This is a genomic window from bacterium (assembly GCA_012517375.1).
Taxonomy (GTDB): Bacteria; Hydrothermota; Tepidihabitantia; order B3-TA06; family B3-TA06; genus JAAYVC01.
Genome location: JAAYVC010000026.1, coordinates 1 through 17,810, shown reverse-complemented (window position 1 = coordinate 17,810; position 17,810 = coordinate 1). Strand labels below are relative to the sequence as shown.

The following is a 17,810-nucleotide window of genomic DNA, read 5'->3' as shown; positions in this document are numbered from 1 at the left end:
GAAAGGGCGCAGCAATGCCAGGACTCGTGAGCGTACCCCTTGAGAACTTGCCGAGCGATACTCCCAGCTCTCCATACAAGGACAATATCCTAAGGAGCTTGAGTCTTGCACCCAGAGCAAGATTTGTCGAGCAAAGAAGCCTTGCCGAGCCGGGTTCCAGGAACTTCGAGTAGAAGTTTCTCACGCGCAGGATAGCGTAGGGAACAATCACCTTGCCCGGATACCCTCCGATTAAGGTCCCCTGGAGCGACCAGTCGCCCCACGATGTTCCAAAGCCCATCTCTGCGTCCGCACCAGCGGCAAGATAATCCTTTATCAAACCGTACTTGAAGCCGGCTCCGATGTAGTTGTAATCCAAGTCGTACGCGGCGCAGAGCTCGAGCCTTTCCGTGATGCCGGTCCGTAACCACGCCTCCGGGAACCCCTGAATGCCGAACGAAGGATAATATTCAGGAAAGGTGTCGTAATATAAGGTATCATATCTATGGTAGGTGGAATATCCCAGAGTGATCTGCCCGAAGCCCAGCTGGACATTCCAGGGCTTAATTGTCTCTTGCGTTTCGTCGAATACGATACCGGCGGTGCAGATAAAGGGCGCAAGTACTGCAAGAATAACCTTCAATTTTGCTATGCCTTGTGCCATAAAACTCCCTGGTTTGAAACGTTCAAGCTTCAATATACGTAACCGGGCTTTCTTGTCAATACATCGAGCTATACAGCAAATCTGAATCCATGCCTGCGCTTCGCGGTTGACTCGGACCGGAAGCAGGCGCATAATGAGGCTCAATCTTTTGTGCAGACAGTCAAACGTCAGGTGGATATGGAAAAAGACAGCGCTTTGGTTCTGAAAGAGCTTTTCGACAGAAAACAGCTGAACAAGGCTGAAGATGCACGCGAACTCCTGGGCAGGTCGAAACTCGTCGAAAAGCTTCTAGTTGAGCCGAAGAAAGGGCCTCAGACCTTTGTAGGCTTAAGGGCAATAGAGTGGAGGCTCCTTGAGCTCTCGGAGATTCCCTTTTCGGAGAGTCTTCCCGAAGTCCAGGAATGGCTTAGGCTCTTGACGGATAGAACGCACACGAAGGAAGGCTTTTCCTTGACAGGAGAGCGTGACGGGATGCTTGCCTGCCACAATGCGATGATAACGAGAATCCTCATTCGGATGCGCCCTCATGAAAAGGAAAAAATAGATGACGGCATCCGGTGGATTCTCGAATATCAGAGCACCGAAAGGGGCGCGGACTGCAAATGGAGCGGTAAAGACCTCTACACCCGCTGGGGTGGATGCATGAAAAAGACCCCCTGCTATTACGGGGTGGTGAAATCGGTTGCGGCTTTAAGCGAATATGCGGAAAGAATCGCCCGGCTGAAAGAGGTCGGCGCCAAACTGCAAGCTGGTCTTGAATACATGCTCCGGCACAAGCTCTTCAGAAGGCTGTCTACTGGAGAACCGATTGAAAAATCGATAGTCGAAAACTTCTATCCGTACCCTTACAAGACCAATCTCATAGAGATGCTTGCGCTGCTGAAACGCAACAAGCTCTCAAGCGACCCGCGCGCGCAAGAGGCAGCCGAACTCCTCAGGAGCGCTCAAAGAAGCGACGGCTACTGGCAGACCGACGCGTCATTCATGAAGTCGGCATGGGTGGATTTTGACGGGCAAAAAAAGCCGGGGTTGTGGATTACCTATATAGTCAAGAAAATACTCGAAGATGCGTAGCTGCAAGCGGCAGCGCCAGCAATAAGATGGCAGGCATCTGGCTTCGTATTTGTGCGAAGGTCGTTGGGGTTCGTGCTTTCGAAGCTTCGCGGTTGACTCAGGCGCATTCTCGTTGTATCATTAGCAAGATGCACATCTTCTGCGTATTCTGGGAGATTCCGCGTTAATGAACGGCGTCGTCGCACTGGTCGGACGGCCCAACGTCGGCAAATCTACCCTTTTCAACCGCTTGGTGGGCCGGCGCGAGGCAATAACCCTCAAGGAGCCCGGCATCACGCGCGACAGGCTCTACGGCACCGTAACCTGGCTTGCGAAATCCTTCACCCTCATCGATACGGGCGGGTTCATCCCTCAGCCGGGCAGGCCGCTCGAGGCCGAGATGAAGCGCCAGGTCGAACTAGCGATAGCGGAGGCGGAGCTCGTCCTTCTCGTTGTTGACGGCAAGGAGGGTCTTCACCCGGAGGATAAGGCTCTCGCAGACAAGCTTCGCAAGGAAGATAAGCCTTACTTCATCATAGTGAACAAATCCGACGTGAAGACTGCCGAATGGGAGCATCACACGTTCCACGCCCTCGGCGGGCTCGAGCTTTTCCTCGTATCCGCCGAGCACGGGGTGGGCTTCGGAGAGCTTCTGGATGCGGTGATTCCGAAGTTAACGCTTGACTCCGAGGCGGAGCCGCGCTCGGAGATAAAGATTCTCATAGCGGGCAGACCTAACGTGGGCAAGTCGACTCTATTCAACGCCTTAGTTGGCGAGGAGCGCGCGGTTGTGGACGCAGAACCCGGAACCACGAGGGACCCCGTAGACACCTATCTCGAGGTCGAGGGCCAGGTGTGGAGGCTGGTTGATACCGCAGGCCTTCGCCGGCGCACCCACATCAGTGAAAACGTCGAGTACTACGCGTCAACAAGGCTCCGCAAGGCTATTGCGAGGGCGGAGATTGTGCTCCTTCTCATAGACCTGACAGAGGGCGTAACAAGGCAGGACAAGCGTCTTGCCGCGGAGGTGATAGACGAGCGCAAGGAGCTTATCTTCGTTTTGAACAAGATAGACCTTTTCGACCAGCAGGCATTGAGGACAAAGCTCGACGACGTCTCCCGCGAACTCAAGGGCATGGAGCACTTCTTCAGGGTGCTTACGTCAGGATTCGGGAAGAAGGGACTCGACGAACTCGTTGCCGCGGTCGCAGAGGTTGCCCTGCGCCGCAGGAAGAGGATCTCAAAGGAGATTCTCGCAGAATTCCTCAAGGAACTTACCTCCGAACGCATGCCCGGCAACGGTCTGAAGTTCTACAGGTTCGTGCAGAAGGAGGGCGCGCCTCCTCTCTTCATACTCGAGACGAACAAACCCGATGAAATAGAGCCCTCGTATATGAGATTCATGACCAACAGGTTCAGGACTGCATTCGGGTTCGAGGGCACCAACCTCAAGATAAAGCCGGCTTCAAGGAGAAGATGATGATATCGCCTCTCTGGGATACGGTCATTCTGGGCGCTCTCGGTTTCCTTTCAGGTTCAATACCCTTCGGGTATCTCGCAGCAAAGGCGAAGGGAGTGGAGATACGCAAGATAGGCTCAGGAAACATCGGCGCAACCAACTCCATGCGGGCGCTCGGAACGGGCTGGGGAATTGCCGTCGGGCTTCTTGACGCCTTGAAGGGCTTCACTCCTGCCTATCTGGCCTTCATCTTCTCGCCCTATCCGGGAATTGTCGCAGGTCTTGCCGTACTCGGGCATATCTTTTCGCCGTGGCTGGGATTCAAGGGCGGCAAGGGCGTCTCCACGACCCTCGGCGTCTTTCTCGCTCTTGCTCCTCTGCCAGCCGTCTCGATACTGGTCTTATGGGCGGTAATGTTTTTGATAACAGGCTACGTCTCAGTCTCCTCGATAACGGCCGTTGCGGCGCTTCCTCTGTCCATATTCCTCTGGTCGCGACTGAACCCGGAGATATCGCTGATCTCGGCCGCGGCAGGCGCGGCCCTGGTCGTCGCCTGGGCTCACAGGGGAAACATGGTAAGGCTTGCATGGGGCAAAGAGCAGAGGGCAGGACTGTGGAAAAGGATGTGGAAAAAATGAGGATAAGTTTTTTAGGCGCGGGTGCGTGGGGTACAACGATGGGAATAATGCTTCACGAGGCTGGACACGATATAAGACTATGGGAGATAAACCGGGAAAGGGTTCAGAAACTTGGGTTCACGCACAGGCTTCCGGGCGTGCTGCCAGGCGTAAGGATACCGGAGAAGCTTCTCTACACATCCGAGATACGAGAAGCGGTTGAGGGCGCCGACCTTCTCGCGCTTGCCGTACCCTGCCAGGCGCTTAGAGCGACTCTCCGGCTTCTTGTAAAGAACTACGAACCTCCGCACCACGTAGTCAGCCTGATAAAGGGCCTTGAGGTGAAGACCGGCGCAAGGCCCACGGAGGTGTGGCTCGAGCGGTTCCCCGAATCGGAGCCGTGCGTCGTCTCCGGTCCGTCCATAGCGCTCGAGGTTCTCCAGGGACAGCCGACCGCGCTCGTTGCCGCGGGAAGAAACGCCAAATCCGTCGAGGCTGCGCAAAAGATCTTTTCGTTCAAGAACCTTCGGGTCTACCGCTCGGAGGACCCGGTTGGAGTAGAGCTGGGAGGCGCGCTGAAGAACGTGATAGCCATAGGCTGCGGCATTGCCGAAGGACTCGGTTCGGGAACCAACACGAGAGCGGCTCTCATTTCAAGGGGTCTTGCCGAGGTCACAAGGCTCGGCGAGAAGATGGGCGCGAACGCGCGTACGTTCGCAGGACTTGCGGGCTGGGGAGACCTGGTCACGACCGTATGGAACCCTTTCTCGCGCAATCACCGCGTTGGTCTTGCGCTCGCGCAGGGAAAGGCATTAGAGGCTATCCTAGAGGAGCTGGGCATGGTCGCCGAAGGCGTTGAGACCTGCAGGGTCGCCCTGAAGCTAGGGAAGAAATACGGCGTAGAGATGCCGATAACGGAGGCCGTGTACAAGGTCCTTTTCAGGCAGGCGTCGCCCGAAAGCCAGCTCAAGACGCTTCTTTCGCGGCCGCTCAAGCACGAGGTCTGGTGATGGGCGATGAGAAGTTCTACACGATAACCCAGGCCGTCCGCCTCACTGGCATAAAGGCGCATGTCCTGAGATACTGGGAGAAGGAGTTCCGCTGGCTCTCGCCGAAAAAAAACTCCTCAGGGAGGCGCTGCTATTCGGAGCATGACATCGAGATAGCGAGGCTCATCTCAAGGCTCGTGCACCAGGAGGGGTATTCTTTAGAGGGCGCAAGAAAGCGCATCAAGACCCTTTACGCGCTTTCAGACCAGCTCCAGCTTCCCCTCTCAAAGGTCAACTCCGAACTCGTCGAGTTCCTCAAAAGCCAGATAAGAGAGGTAATAGAAATTCTGGAGAAGAGATGATGCCCGGTCCCCCTCCTCCCTCCGCCCTGCCGTGGATAATAGACGGCATTGCCCTTCTCCTTATCCTTGGCACGGCTCTTGCCGGGCTAGCCAAGGGCGCGATAAAGGTGCTGGGCTCCATCGCAGGATTCGTCGGAGCGCTGCTCGTTGCATGGCATTTTGCGCCCTACGTCGCCCTTATCTTCAAACCGAAGGTGGACTCGGAGTTCTTTGCCACAGCCCTTGCCTTCCTTGCAATATTCGTCGTAGCGATGATTCTCGTGGCCATTATCGTCTATCTCCTGACCAAGCTCTTCGACGCGATACTCCTGGGCTGGCTTAACAAGCTCCTGGGTTTTCTTGCAGGTCTGCTCATAGGGATCTTCGTAGTAATGTTTCTCCTGTGGGTGATTCTTGAGATATCGCCCGGGATGCGCAACACGTTTCTTGAAACCAGGCTCGTCCGTGTGCTTGTCTGGATTCTTTATCTCGTGACTACAGGCAAGACGCCCGTACCAGGAGGGATATTCTCTCCGGCTCCTGTTTAATCAGCCCTCCTCGCCCTCCTCGCCCTCCTCAGCCCTCCTAAGTCCTCATCAACCCCCATCGCTCTCCTCGCCCTTCTTAGCTTCCCTCAACCCTCCACGAGCCCCATCCTAATCCCCAGTTTCCGAAAGATACGTCATCCTTTGAGGATGGCTTGGAGAGTCCCGAACATCAGTATATCTGCATGGTTTAATAGCAAAAATATATATATATAAGAGACAAAATACTAAATTACGCAACAATATCAATTAAAGTATGATCCTGCAATCAAAACTATAAGTTTTGCAAATCTAAGACTTATTGAGATGAAAACGCTTGCTTGACAAGATTGTTATTTTGAGTATATTAGGCTTCATGGTTTGGGTGGGAAGTTGATGTGAGAGTTAAGGGCGATTACGAGGAAAGCGGTTTTTTCCCAGGTAAAAAAATCCGCTTACGTGGCATTACGGTTAACGTTAACTATAAATACTCCATATTCAGGAGGATAAACATGATAAAAAAGGTTCTATGGTCAGCGGCTGCAATCCTTGTTCTTGCAGCCTTAGTTCCTGGCCTAAATGCTCAGACAAGCCTGCTTCAGCAGGACTTCAACGCAGGCGGCACATTCCCGCCCGCGGGCTGGACAACCAACAACGAGCAATGGCGCTACGCTCAGAACGGCGCACCTTCGACATATCCGTATACCAACAACCCGAACTATACAGGCGGTTCAGGCTACTGCGCCGACTGCGATGACGACAACAACAATTATACCGGCATCGTTTATCCCGGAAGCTGGCTTCAGTCACCTAACTTCAACGCATCAACCTACCCAGTAGTATGGCTCGCCTACAACCTTTCCTACAACGATATAGGCTCGTATGATTTCGCCAGGGTCGAAGCGTGGGACGGCGAAGGCTGGGCGACAGTGGTAGAGTACACAAGCGACCAGAACCCAAACGGCCCAAGCCAGCGCGACTCTTTCAATATAAGCCAGTGGGTAAGCGGTCTGTCAGACGCCCGCGTTCGTTTTCTTTATTATGAAACAGGCACCACCTGGGCCTGGTGGTTCGAGATAGACAACGTCAACCTTTGGGGGACTGCAGGCGGCGGTCCGGGCGGCGACACCTTAATCGACTTCCAGCTCGTGCAGATCATTCGCCCTTACGATCAGGAAGAGGCGGCCCCATTTAAGCCAACCTGCAAGGTGTACCTTGACGTGACGGTCGATCAGCCCAACCTTATGGCAGCCGAGACCTGGCCAGCGGATGTCGAGTGCAGGATAACGGACCTTTCGAACATGAATGTAGTATACGACAAGGTCTTGCACGACGTGCCTTTCGAGATGGGTTACACCACTGTCGGCGCATTTCCGGATTTTACACCTGAAGGAGGCAAGCAATACAAGGCGCTCTTCATCGTTACCAACCCCGACGACATCGACCACGACAACGACAACAGGGAGAAGAAATTCACGACCGGCGCTGCAGAGGAAGTGACGCCTACCGAGATTCTGGCGCCTTTGGAGAACCAGCAGAACAAGTTCTCGCCTTCGGCTAAGTTCCTCGAGAAGGCAGGCGTTGACGAAGCGGCCGTAGTCCTTCACTACAGGGTGGAGAACGCGGCGTATCTGGCCGTATCCGAGGACTCGGTAACCCACGACTTTACCGCCAACGAAGAGTACACGGCGACATTCCCCGAGGTGAACGTTCTGACTGACGGCGGCTACACCATTACATTCTGGGCGACCAGCGCGAAGGGCGTGCCGATAAGCAAGCCTGAGAAGTCGCTTGCCTTCAACTACACAGGCGTCGAAGAGAAGCCCGAGCCGGTCAAGTACGCGCTTTCAGCAGCAGGCAATGCGGTCAGCTTCAGCCTTGCCAAGTCAGCGAACGTAAGCCTCAAGGTGTACGACGCTGCGGGCAACGTGGTCGCCACTCTCGCCTCCGGCTCAATGACCGCAGGCACGCATCAAGCGACGTGGAACGCGCGTCCGGGCGTGTACTTCGTCAAGCTCGTAACGCCCGACTACTCGAGCGTTCGCAAGACTATTGTAGTTAGATAAACAATGGGTTAAGACCTTTTTAAGGTCTTGCTAAACCCTTTTCTGCAGCTGCAGGCGTTTTTAGATTAAAAAACGCCTGCAGCGTTTATCCCCCCTTGACAATCAGCGATTTTTGGATAAATTCCTGTATCATGTGGTGTTTTTCGATCATATTGGGTAATATTCCATACAAGATCTTTGAGACAGGGCAAAAACAAAGATAGCGGATATCTTTGAGGGTGAGATACCTCAAGATATAAAACTGAGCATGCAACTAACAAACCTCTATTAATAGAGTAGGAGGATATACTATGAGTAAAAAAGTAATCGGGATAGCGGCTGCACTTCTTCTGTTTGCGGCCCTTGTTCCCGGGCTCAGCGCACAGACGGTGCTGCTTGAACAAAACTTCAACAGCGCCTGGACGACAACCACACCGCCTACGGGTTGGACTATCATTTACAATGACCCGGCAGGTACAGAAGACTGGCACAGATACGACTACACGAACACGGGCTTCAGCGGCGGCTCGGCGCGTCTCGGTTGGGTTAGCGGAACGTGGACCGACCGACTGATATCGCCGACAATCGACTGCTCGAACCCTGATTTCTCCGCTATATGGGTGGCATTAAACGTGTATTACGATGACTTCTCAGGCGCTCATACGGCTCAGTTCCGCGGTTCCTCGGACGGCGGAGAGACGTTCCCCAATGTTATAACCGATTACGACCTTGGCGGTTCAGCGGTTAACTACGGACCCGTCCGCGACAGCATAGACATATCGAGCTTCGCGCTCGGCGAAGACGATGTTGTGCTTGAGTTCTTCAGCGACGGCAATGCCTACAACTTCGACTACTGGTACGTCGATAACTTCGTCGTTTACGGCATCGAAGGCGGCGGTCCTCCATCTGAGGATACATTCGACTGGCAGCTCTCCAATATCCTTCGTCCCGCTAACGAGGAAGAAGGCGGAGTAGGCTTCAAACCCACCTGCAAGATATACCTCTACACCAACTATGTCGAGCCCAATTATGCGGCAGATCCCGTATGGCCTGCGGACGTAGAATGCAGGATAACGGACCTCGAAAACATGACTGTCGTGTACGACAAGGTGCTCTCCGACGTGCCTTTCCCCGAGGGATATACGACCGTCGACGCCTTCCCCCTGTTCACCCCTGAAGGCGGCAAGCAGTACAAGGCGGTCTTTATTGTCACCGGCGCCGATGACGCGGTTCCAGCCAACGATAATATGGAGAAGAAGTTCATCGCCATTTTGGGCGAGGAAGTGACGCCTACCGAGATTCTGGCGCCTTTGGAGAACCAGCAGAACAAGTTCTCGCCTTCGGCTAAGTTCCTCGAGAAGGCCGGCGTTGACGAAGCGGCCGTAGTCCTTCACTACAGGGTGGAGAACGCCGCATACATGGCGGTAGTATCCGAGGACTCGGTAACGCACGACTTTACCGCCAACGAAGAGTACACGGCGACATTCCCCGAGGTGAACGTTCTCACTGACGGCGGCTACACCATCACATTCTGGGCGACCAGTGCGAAGGGCGTGCCGATAAGCAAGCCTGAGAAGTCGCTAGCCTTCACCTACACCGGCATCGAAGAGAAGCCCGAGCCGGTCAAGTACGCGCTTTCAGCAGCAGGCAATGCGGTCAGCTTCAGCCTTGCCAAGTCAGCAAACGTAAGCCTTAAGGTGTACGACGCTGCGGGCAACGTGGTTGCGATACTCGCCTCCGGCTCGATGGATGCAGGCTCACATCAGGCGACGTGGAACGCGCGTCCGGGCGTATACTTCGTCAAGCTCGCAACGCCCGAGTACTCGAGCGTCTGCAAGGCGATAGTCGTAAGATAAATATCGCAAAGGCTTAACTTGACGGCTAAGGCCGGTAAAGCCTCAATCCCTTAAGATTCAGACAGGCGGCAGAGCCGCCTGTCCATTTTTAACCCCTCCCCCTCTTGACAAAAGATGATTTTGGACTAGATTTAACTTGTTGGTTCTGTCCGGGTTCTAAAAAAACTCAGGACGGAACTGGAAGTTTATAGAAGGTTGCTGGATTAAATAAAATTCAGGAGAAGATCCAAAAACCGAAAATAAACAATAAAAACCTCTCAAAAAAGGAGGAGCAATATGCAGAAGAGGGTAATTGGAATCCTTGCCGGAATAGTAGTATTCGCGGTAATGATTCCCGGCCTCAACGCTCAGATAGTCAGGGACACCGTTTATCGGCAGAACTTTGACTCGACCTGGAGCACAACCTCGCCTCCGACCAACTGGCAGATAATCTACGATTCTCCTGTGGACGCAAATGACTGGAACCGCGCGACCAGAGCCACCAATAACTACATGGCATACATATACTATTATCCTTCAACGACAGCTACAGACCGTATGATATCGCCTACTCTGGACTGCTCTGATCCGCAGTATACATCGGTATGGCTCAAGGTATGGCACTACTACAACTATTACGGCGGCGGCTACACCGCCCAGATTCGAGGCTCGAATGACAACGGCTCCACGTTCCCCAACATCATCAGGGACTACAACAACGCGAGCTACGGCCCTGCCACCGACATCTTCGACATAACCTCATTTGCGCTCGGACAGAACGACGTGCGCATAGACTTCTACGGCAACGGCTACATCTGGAACATCAACTACTGGGAGTTCGACGATTTCATCGTTTACGGCGAATGGGTAGTCATTGACACAGGCGGAAACCTTGACCTCGAGATGTCCGCGATAATCCGCCCATTCGAGAAGGAAGTAGGCGGCGAACCGTTCACGCCCACCTGCAAGGTGTTCAGCAATTCGGAAGATCAAGAGCCTGCCGACATTCAGTGCAAGATAACGAGGCTTTCCGACTACGTAGTCGTATACGACAAGGTGCTTCAGGACTTTCCGCTCGATCCGGGCTACAACACCATAGGCGCCTTCCAGCCCTTCACGCCCGACGGCGGAGAGAGCTACAAAGCGCTGTTCGTCGTATCCAATCCCGAGGATACCAACGAGAACAACAACAACCTCGAGCGCAGGTTTGATGCAGAACTGGGCGAGCAGGTGTCGCCGATACAGATTCTTTCACCTGACTCGAACCAGTTTAACAACTTCAGCCCCGAGGCCAGGTTCGCCGAACAGGCAGGCACGCAAACAGACGCCTGGCTGCACTACCAGATAACGGGTCCGTTAATGGCTTTGATGGAAGACTCGGTTAGCAATACCTTCAACGCCTACGACACGTTTGACGCCAAGTTCGGAGACATAGTCGATCTTGGAGACGGCGACTTCACCATCAGGTTCTGGGCAACCAACAAAGCAGGCGCTTCTATAAGCAAGCCTGAGCTCGGAATGAGCCTCGGCTTCAAGCATACGGCGGTTTCGGAGAACCCGGAACCCTTGAAGAACAGCCTTTCGGTATCCGGCAACGTCGTGAGCTTCAGCCTTAAGACAGCCGGCTCCGTAAGCCTGAACGTCTACGATGCTGCAGGCAACCTTGTTGAAACGCTTGCCTCCGGTTCAATGACCGCAGGCACGCATACGGCAACGTTGAACGCGCGTCCGGGCGTCTACTTCGTCAAGCTCGTAACAGCCGATTACACAAGCGTCCGCAAGGCGGTACTGCTTTATTGAGCTTTTCTAACCTTTAAGAAATCTCCGGAGGCCGGCCGATACCGGCCTCCTTTTTTGCGCTCTTGACAATCACTTGGCTCGAGAGTAAGCTTGGGGCGATGCTTCTTGTATCATCCATCCAAAGCTACTACTCGATTAGCTCGCAAAAGATTCCGGGGTGTTAATTTTGCCTGAGATTCCGGAACTCGAGGTTCTCAAGGAGAACCTCTGTACCAGCCTCGATGGAAAGAGTGTCAAGGGGATATCGATCCTCAAGCCGTACATCCAGAAGACGCTTGTGCCAGCAGATATAGCAGGCCAGCGCGTGACAGGCGCCGAACGGAGGGCGAAGTACGTAAGCGTCGTGCTCGAGCGGCACAGAATAACCGTGCACCTGATGCTTGCCGGAAGATTCAAGCTAATCGCTTCAGACAGGAAAGCGCCCGCATCCTCAGCCGCTCTCATTGAGTTCGAGGACGCCACCTCGCTCGCCCTTGCCGAAGAGGGGTCCTTAAAAAAGATGTGCATGTGGGTTTTTGCAGAGCCGGAGACAATCGATGACTTAAAGGAACTCGGCCCTGAACCCCTGTCGCAGGGATTTACACTTGAGCGGCTCGAAGCGTTGCTCTCCCACTCGGCAGAAAGGATCAAGAACTTCCTCCTGAACCAGGCCAAGATAGCGGGCATAGGGAACGCGTACTCGGACGAGATACTATGGCGGGCCCGGCTCTCTCCGGCTAAGCAGGCGTCAAAGCTTTCGCACGAGGATGCGGAGGCTCTCTACAACGCGATCCGAAGCGCACTCCTTGAGGCCATTGAAGAGACCCGCAGGTTGACCGGGGCGAAAATCGAAATAAACGAGACGAGGCCGTTCATGAACGTCCACCGGCGCAAGGGCGAACCTTGCCCGAGATGCGGAACGAGGATTGAATGGGTGTCCACAACATCCCGCGACACCTTTTACTGTCCCAAATGCCAGACAGGGGGCAGGGTCCTTGCGGATAACCGGACATCCAAGTTCCTTAAGTGAAGAACTTTTGAACGAATCATATTAAAATACTATGGTATATATATAATATATTCAATTGTGTTTATTCAAACATATATTAAGCACTATCATCTAAAGAGAACTAAAGAAGGGATATTATAGTTCAGGATGTAACCATCAGGATATAAAAAACATTCTAAAATATGATTCATCAGTTCGGGCTGTTTCTATCCTAACAAACACATTTAAGATTTTATATGTAGCAAGGTATAGAATCTATGCAATTAAGCCTATGTTAACAATATAAATTATTGATATATTTATTTTATTATTTTATCTGTAGCATTGATGAAAATGCAAACATCTTAAAACATCTTGACATGCTAGCAACTTTTCCTATAATTGAGATATTAAAGTGCTTCTGAAGAAAGGACGGGCTACCCCTTTACTTCAAGCGGCAACAAATTTTACAAACTCTCAAAAAGGAAAGCGAATGAGTAAAAACAAGATAGTAGGGTTAGTATTAGCAATTGTAGCTTTTACGGCCATTGCACCAACCTTAACCGCTCAGACGAACCTTCTTTCGGAAGATTTCGAGGGCTCCTTCCCTCCAACCGGCTGGACTCAGAACTCCTCGTTTCCGACCGCATGGAGGCGCACAACGACACCTACACGCGGACTAACTATGTAACGGTCGGCGGTGCAGGCGGATACTGCGCGGACCGCGACGATGATCGCTATAACATCTACCCGACGTATCCGGCAGGCGCATGGTTCCAGACGCCCGCGATGAACTGCACCGGCTACACGACCGTATGGCTTTCATACAGCATAGTTTTCAACGCGGCTGCATCTGACCGAGCCCGTATAGAGGTCTCAAACAACGGAACCACATGGACCCAGGTGGTTCAGTATCTCGCAGACGTGAGCCCAAACGGTCCCGGACAGCGCGACTCCTTCAACATAAGCGCAGTCGCGGCAGGCCAGCCAACGGTCTACGTGCGCTTCACTTACTGGGAAGTTTCTTCCACATGGGCATGGTGGCTGGAGATAGACAGGGTACGCGTATGGGGTTCAGGAGCTCCGGTAACCCGCCAGCCCGACAGCTGGGTGAAGAACTCGGCAGACCCCAACCCGGCGGGCTACATAGGCAACAACATTTACGAATATCCCACCCCCTCAGGCTCACAGACCAAGGCGCAAACCGTCAACCCTGGTTCGACTGCAATCTACAACATCCGTTTGACGAACGACGGTTCCGCAACCGACAGTTTCAGGATAACGGGTCCAGCTGCTCCTGCCAACTGGACTTACACGTACTACGACGCGCTCACAGGAGGTAATAATATCACCGCAGCCGTGACCGGCCCGGGATGGAACACGGGCTCGATAGCGACCACGGGCTACAGGGAAATCCGCGTTGAGGTCACTCCCGCTGTATCAGTTCCCGGAGGTACTACGCAGAACGTAGACGTAACGTCTACTTCTATCAATGACGGAACAAAGCGCGACGTGGTCCGCTGTGCAACAACAACAGCCTCGGCCCGCCAGCCGGATAACCACATCAAGCTTACATCCGAAGCGGCTACCGCATACATCGGCGACAACGTCTACAATCTTGATGGAACCAGCCAGACAAAGAGCATGTTTACCGATCCCCTCCAGGTTGCCGGATACCACATCCGCATCCAGAACGACGGCAACTCGGCCGACAACATGACCGTCCTCGGCACTGCAGGCAACGCCAACTTCACCGTCAACTACTATGACGCCCTTACAGGCGGAACCAACATCACCTCCTCCGTCACCGGCGCAGGCTGGGCGACAGGCTCGCTCGCGGTCGGAGCTACCAGAGAGATTCGCTGCGAGGTTACGCCTACGGCATCGGCCCCTCTCGGGTCATCCTACGATGTGCTGACAAGATCGCGTTCCAATGCAGATACAACGAAGCGCGATGTAGTCAAGGCTACCACGACCGTAATCAACCACAGGCCCGACAACCACATCAAGAACTCTGCCGAGGCGGCAGCCGCCTACATCGGCGACAACGTATACAACACAGACGGCACCAACCAGACCAAATCCCAGAACGTCGACGCTGGAGCAACAGTCGTTTACCACGTCAGGCTGCAGAACGACGGCAACTACGCCGAAGCATACACGGTAACGGGCACCGGCAGCGGCACGTCTGCTCATGCTACCTGGACAGTCCGCTACTACAATGCCCTTACCGGCGGAACCGAGATCACCTCCTCCGTCACCGGCGCAGGCTGGACATCTGCCTCGCTTGCACCTGGGGCAACGGCAGAAATTCGCTGCGAGGTCACACCCAATGCAGGCGCGTGGGGTGCCGAGGTCTACAACGTACTCGTCACCACTACAGCTCCAGGCTACGGCGCTGTCAAGGATGCAGTCAGGGCCGCGACAACGGTAAACAGTTACTTCCAGCCCGACAATCTCGTGAAGAGGGCCACCGAATCATCCTACATCGGCGACGGCATATACAACGCAGACGGCACGGACCAGACCTCATCCTACGTCACGAACTACTGGAAGACCTCCGTTTTCCACATAAAGATTGAAAACGACTCCAACACAGTCGATGCCTACAACGTAACCGGGACAGGAGACGGCGGCGGCGGCTGGACAGTAAAATACTACGACGCACTCACCGGCGGTACGGACATCACAGGTCAGATAACGGGCGCAGGCTGGTCTACCGGCTCGCTTGACCCAGACGGCTCCAGAGAGATAAGGGTCGAGATGACAGGCGGTTCGACAGCGGATACATCCTACGAGGTTCTTGTCACCTCAACGTCCACCCTTAGCACGAGCAATACCAAGGAATTTGACGCGGTTAAATGTCTTGTCGTTACCGCGAGCGCTCAGCCGGATGCCATGATTAAGAATATCAGCGATACTACATACGTCGGCGACAACGTATACAATCAGACAGGCGAGCATCAGACAAAGGAACAGGCCATACTCATCGGCAACAAGGGCGTCTTCCACGTGCAGGTTCAGAACGACTATCTGGACGAGGAAGGCAACCCCGATGTATTCATCGTTAAAGCTACTGCAGGCAACGCTTCCTGGAACCTGCGCTACTTCGACTTGCTTAACGGCGGAGCCGACATCACCGCGTCCATAACCGGTACAGGCTGGACATCCGGCGAGATCCTTCCTTTGAACTATAAGCGAATCAGGATAGAGGTTGTGCCGGATACGACGCTTCCCGACAGCTCGTTCTACGAGATAACCATAAAAGCGACATCGACCAATGACGGCAACCGCAAGGATGTAGTCAAGGCTATACCTGTTTTCAGAACCAAACAGGGCGGCGTCGAGGAAACCCCGAGACCCACAAGCTTCAGCCTTACGGCCGATGCAGGAAGAGTCCAATTCGCACTCGCAAACTCGACGAATGTAAGCCTCAAGGTCTACGATGCTGCGGGCAACCTTGTGGCGACCATTGCCTCCGGTAAGATGAACTCGGGTACATACACAATAAACTGGCAGGCGCCCTCCCGCGGAGTCTACTTTGTAAAGCTCTCATCCGCCGAATACTCGGTAGTCAGAAAAGTGACTGTGCTGAGATAGTAAATTCATTCCTTTCCCTATCGCGGAAAGAAAGCGAAAAACACCAAGAGGCGCGCAATCCGCGCCTCTTTTTTTGGCCTATCGTTCTATAAAATCACGTGAGAATTATATATTATGCTGCGCGTTGCCGCCCCACATAAGCCAGCCGTCCGCATCGGGGTCTCTTGCATCAATGCAAAAGACGGAACCGTTGTCCGTTCCCCAGTATACCTTTCCCTTGGCAATCACGGGCTGGAAGCGAACAGGTTCGCCGCAGTTGTAGCGCCATAGTTCTTTTCCGTCTCTGGCGTCAAGACAGATTATCTCGCCGGATACGGCTCCTATATAGAGCTTTCCGTTTGCGTAAGAGGGAGGGGAGAAGGGTCTGCCGCCTGGAGAGTCCTTTATCTTTATGTATTTCTGCCACAGCAGCTTGCCCGTCGCCGGGTCAAGCGATTTCAGCGTATCACCCATTGAGGAGTATGAACGATCCATAATTATGGAGGGTCTTGAACCCTGGTAGGCCCAGATTCCGGAAACAGAGGCTACGCCAAGATTGGCTTCACCCTGTTCGAGCTTTGCGGCAGCAGGTGCTGAACCAAAGCCTACGGATGCATCCAGCGATTTCTGTGCAGCGGCGTACTCGGAACTATTATCCGTAATGAGATAATCGGCATGCTGCTTGACCCACAGATCTTTATTTGCGCGTTCGCCTGCGGTGTTAATCCTGCCCTGGCCTTCGCTGCGCACGACAATCTCCTTGCCAGCCTGTATCTGTTTTTCGTCCTCTCTTAGGCTCACGTATATCTCACCTTTCCATACCCAGGGCGCTGAAGTAGCCTGGTGCTTCTTCGAAAAAAGCTTCTCTCCGTTCGCGAGATTGAAGCAGTGAACGGAGCCTTCAAGAGTGGATGCGTAGACCTTGTCATCGGCGATTATGGGCGCCGAGATTATCTCGCCCGGGATGTCATCTACCCAGTATTCATCCCCTGTCTGGGCATTCATGCATGCGATTGAGTGGCCGCCCTTCTGGTTAGGATACGCCATCACGACCCTGTCATCCTTCATGGCGGGCTGGCTCATCAAGGGGTCTCCGAGCCATTTGCCCCAGAGCTTTCTGCCGGTCTTTGCATCGAGGACATAAAGAATGCAGCTTTCGGTGTTGAAAGCGACCCTGCCCTTCTCCACCACCGCCGCAGTAGGACCGTCGTCACCGCAATGAAAGAGCCAGAGCGGCTTGCCTGTCTCGGCATCGAATGCGTAAAACTCGTATGAACCGAAGCCTCCGCCTATGTAGAGTTTTCCATCCACAACCGCCGGAGAGGCAAGCGGAAGCGGGTTCTGCACCTTCGCTTTCCATCCCTTGCGGCCGTCGTCCGAAACAAAACTCGTCACCTCAAGCTTTGGATAATTCTCAAGCGTTTCGGAGCCCTGCCCGGATATCTCGGGTTCAATCATTTCGTCCGTAACATATTTCTGTTTTTGTTCGAGGTTCGGGGCGTCGGATACCGTGGACGCACCGAGAAAAACGAGGAACAAAAGAGGCAATATCATGAAAAGAGACGCTTTCCCGTACCTCGAAGTCTGAACTTTGTGGTCTTTCATTTTTCTCTCCTTGCTTTTATCATTAAATCTCGGAATTCTCATAAAAGGTTATACCGTAAAAAAGCAAGCATATTCCCTTTTGCGCACCGCTGATGAAAAATGCTAAATAGTTCCCTGTTCAGTCTCTAGTACTTCTGCGTTCTCTACAACTTCCCTGAGTCTCTAAAAATAGTCTGACTAAAATGTCAATCGGCCTTGTGAGCGTCCTTTCTGGGCTTGTACAAGAGGAATGCGCCATCGCTCTGGCGAGTAAGGAAGATGTAATAGGCCTCTACGGATTTCTGCTCGCCTAGAGTATGTTCAACCCATGCCCTGTAGCAGAATAGATTATCCTTGGGCAGGTCGTACATGGT

General features: G+C 53.5%; 15 protein-coding genes. 12 read left to right on the top strand and 3 right to left on the bottom strand.

Annotation, left to right across the window (positions count from 1 at the left end; translation table 11 throughout):
- A partial coding sequence (locus GX441_03150) for a hypothetical protein (GenBank protein NLI97640.1) occupies positions 1-676 on the bottom strand: 676 nt, incomplete at its 3' end.
- A gap of 117 nt (positions 677-793) precedes the next feature.
- On the opposite strand from GX441_03150, the gene GX441_03145 reads away from it, so the two are divergent.
- From GX441_03145 to GX441_03090, 12 genes are all read left to right on the top strand, one after another.
- Positions 794-1,717 (top strand): hypothetical protein, encoded by a 924-nt coding sequence (locus GX441_03145; GenBank protein ID NLI97639.1) that lies wholly within the window; start codon positions 794-796, stop codon positions 1,715-1,717.
- Positions 1,718-1,883: 166 nt separating this feature from the next.
- A complete protein-coding gene (gene der, locus GX441_03140; GenBank protein NLI97638.1) occupies positions 1,884-3,176 on the top strand; it encodes a ribosome biogenesis GTPase Der in 1,293 nt (430 codons plus the stop codon).
- Positions 3,176-3,793, top strand: coding sequence for a glycerol-3-phosphate 1-O-acyltransferase PlsY (gene plsY / locus GX441_03135; protein ID NLI97637.1), 618 nt, complete (start codon positions 3,176-3,178; stop codon positions 3,791-3,793). Before der ends, plsY begins: the two co-directional genes overlap by 1 nt.
- Entirely contained in the window at positions 3,790-4,782 is a 993-nt protein-coding gene (locus GX441_03130; protein ID NLI97636.1) for an NAD(P)-dependent glycerol-3-phosphate dehydrogenase, read from the top strand. Before plsY ends, GX441_03130 begins: the two co-directional genes overlap by 4 nt.
- Positions 4,779-5,123, top strand: coding sequence for a MerR family transcriptional regulator (locus tag GX441_03125; protein NLI97635.1), 345 nt, complete (start codon positions 4,779-4,781; stop codon positions 5,121-5,123). Before GX441_03130 ends, GX441_03125 begins: the two co-directional genes overlap by 4 nt.
- Positions 5,120-5,650 carry a CvpA family protein gene (locus GX441_03120; protein NLI97634.1) on the top strand — a complete coding sequence of 177 codons (531 nt, stop codon included), beginning with the start codon at positions 5,120-5,122 and terminating at the stop codon, positions 5,648-5,650. The genes GX441_03125 and GX441_03120 overlap by 4 nt, the downstream gene beginning before the upstream one ends.
- A gap of 488 nt (positions 5,651-6,138) precedes the next feature.
- Complete coding sequence (locus GX441_03115) at positions 6,139-7,692, top strand: T9SS type A sorting domain-containing protein (GenBank protein NLI97633.1); 1,554 nt, start codon at positions 6,139-6,141, stop codon at positions 7,690-7,692.
- A 290-nt stretch (positions 7,693-7,982) separates the two neighbouring features.
- Positions 7,983-9,527, top strand: a complete 1,545-nt coding sequence (locus tag GX441_03110; protein NLI97632.1) for a T9SS type A sorting domain-containing protein — start codon at positions 7,983-7,985, stop codon at positions 9,525-9,527.
- A 276-nt stretch (positions 9,528-9,803) separates the two neighbouring features.
- Positions 9,804-11,306 (top strand): T9SS type A sorting domain-containing protein, encoded by a 1,503-nt coding sequence (locus tag GX441_03105; protein NLI97631.1) that lies wholly within the window; start codon positions 9,804-9,806, stop codon positions 11,304-11,306.
- Between the two features lie 166 nt (positions 11,307-11,472).
- Entirely contained in the window at positions 11,473-12,315 is an 843-nt protein-coding gene (locus GX441_03100; protein NLI97630.1) for an Fpg/Nei family DNA glycosylase, read from the top strand.
- Positions 12,316-12,766: 451 nt separating this feature from the next.
- Positions 12,767-12,964: a hypothetical protein gene (locus tag GX441_03095; GenBank protein NLI97629.1), complete on the top strand. Its 198-nt coding sequence runs from the start codon at positions 12,767-12,769 to the stop codon at positions 12,962-12,964.
- Positions 12,922-15,873: a T9SS type A sorting domain-containing protein gene (locus GX441_03090; protein ID NLI97628.1), complete on the top strand. Its 2,952-nt coding sequence runs from the start codon at positions 12,922-12,924 to the stop codon at positions 15,871-15,873. The genes GX441_03095 and GX441_03090 overlap by 43 nt, the downstream gene beginning before the upstream one ends.
- Before the next feature lie 105 nt (positions 15,874-15,978).
- Here the strand turns inward: GX441_03090 and GX441_03085 are convergent, their stop codons facing one another.
- Positions 15,979-17,457 (bottom strand): PQQ-binding-like beta-propeller repeat protein, encoded by a 1,479-nt coding sequence (locus tag GX441_03085; protein NLI97627.1) that lies wholly within the window; start codon positions 17,455-17,457, stop codon positions 15,979-15,981.
- 185 nt (positions 17,458-17,642) lie between these two features.
- The coding region (locus GX441_03080) for a hypothetical protein (GenBank protein ID NLI97626.1) at positions 17,643-17,810 on the bottom strand (168 nt) is incomplete at its 5' end.

Coding starts and splice junctions, on each gene's coding strand:
- der (NLI97638.1), top strand. CDS start 1,884: ATGAACGGCGTCGTCGCACTGGTCGGACGGCCCAACGTCGGCAAATCT.
- plsY (NLI97637.1), top strand. CDS start 3,176: ATGATATCGCCTCTCTGGGATACGGTCATTCTGGGCGCTCTCGGTTTC.
- GX441_03130 (NLI97636.1), top strand. CDS start 3,790: ATGAGGATAAGTTTTTTAGGCGCGGGTGCGTGGGGTACAACGATGGGA.
- GX441_03120 (NLI97634.1), top strand. CDS start 5,120: ATGATGCCCGGTCCCCCTCCTCCCTCCGCCCTGCCGTGGATAATAGAC.
- GX441_03115 (NLI97633.1), top strand. CDS start 6,139: ATGATAAAAAAGGTTCTATGGTCAGCGGCTGCAATCCTTGTTCTTGCA.
- GX441_03110 (NLI97632.1), top strand. CDS start 7,983: ATGAGTAAAAAAGTAATCGGGATAGCGGCTGCACTTCTTCTGTTTGCG.
- GX441_03105 (NLI97631.1), top strand. CDS start 9,804: ATGCAGAAGAGGGTAATTGGAATCCTTGCCGGAATAGTAGTATTCGCG.
- GX441_03095 (NLI97629.1), top strand. CDS start 12,767: ATGAGTAAAAACAAGATAGTAGGGTTAGTATTAGCAATTGTAGCTTTT.
- GX441_03090 (NLI97628.1), top strand. CDS start 12,922: ATGGAGGCGCACAACGACACCTACACGCGGACTAACTATGTAACGGTC.
- GX441_03085 (NLI97627.1), bottom strand. CDS start 17,457: ATGAAAGACCACAAAGTTCAGACTTCGAGGTACGGGAAAGCGTCTCTT.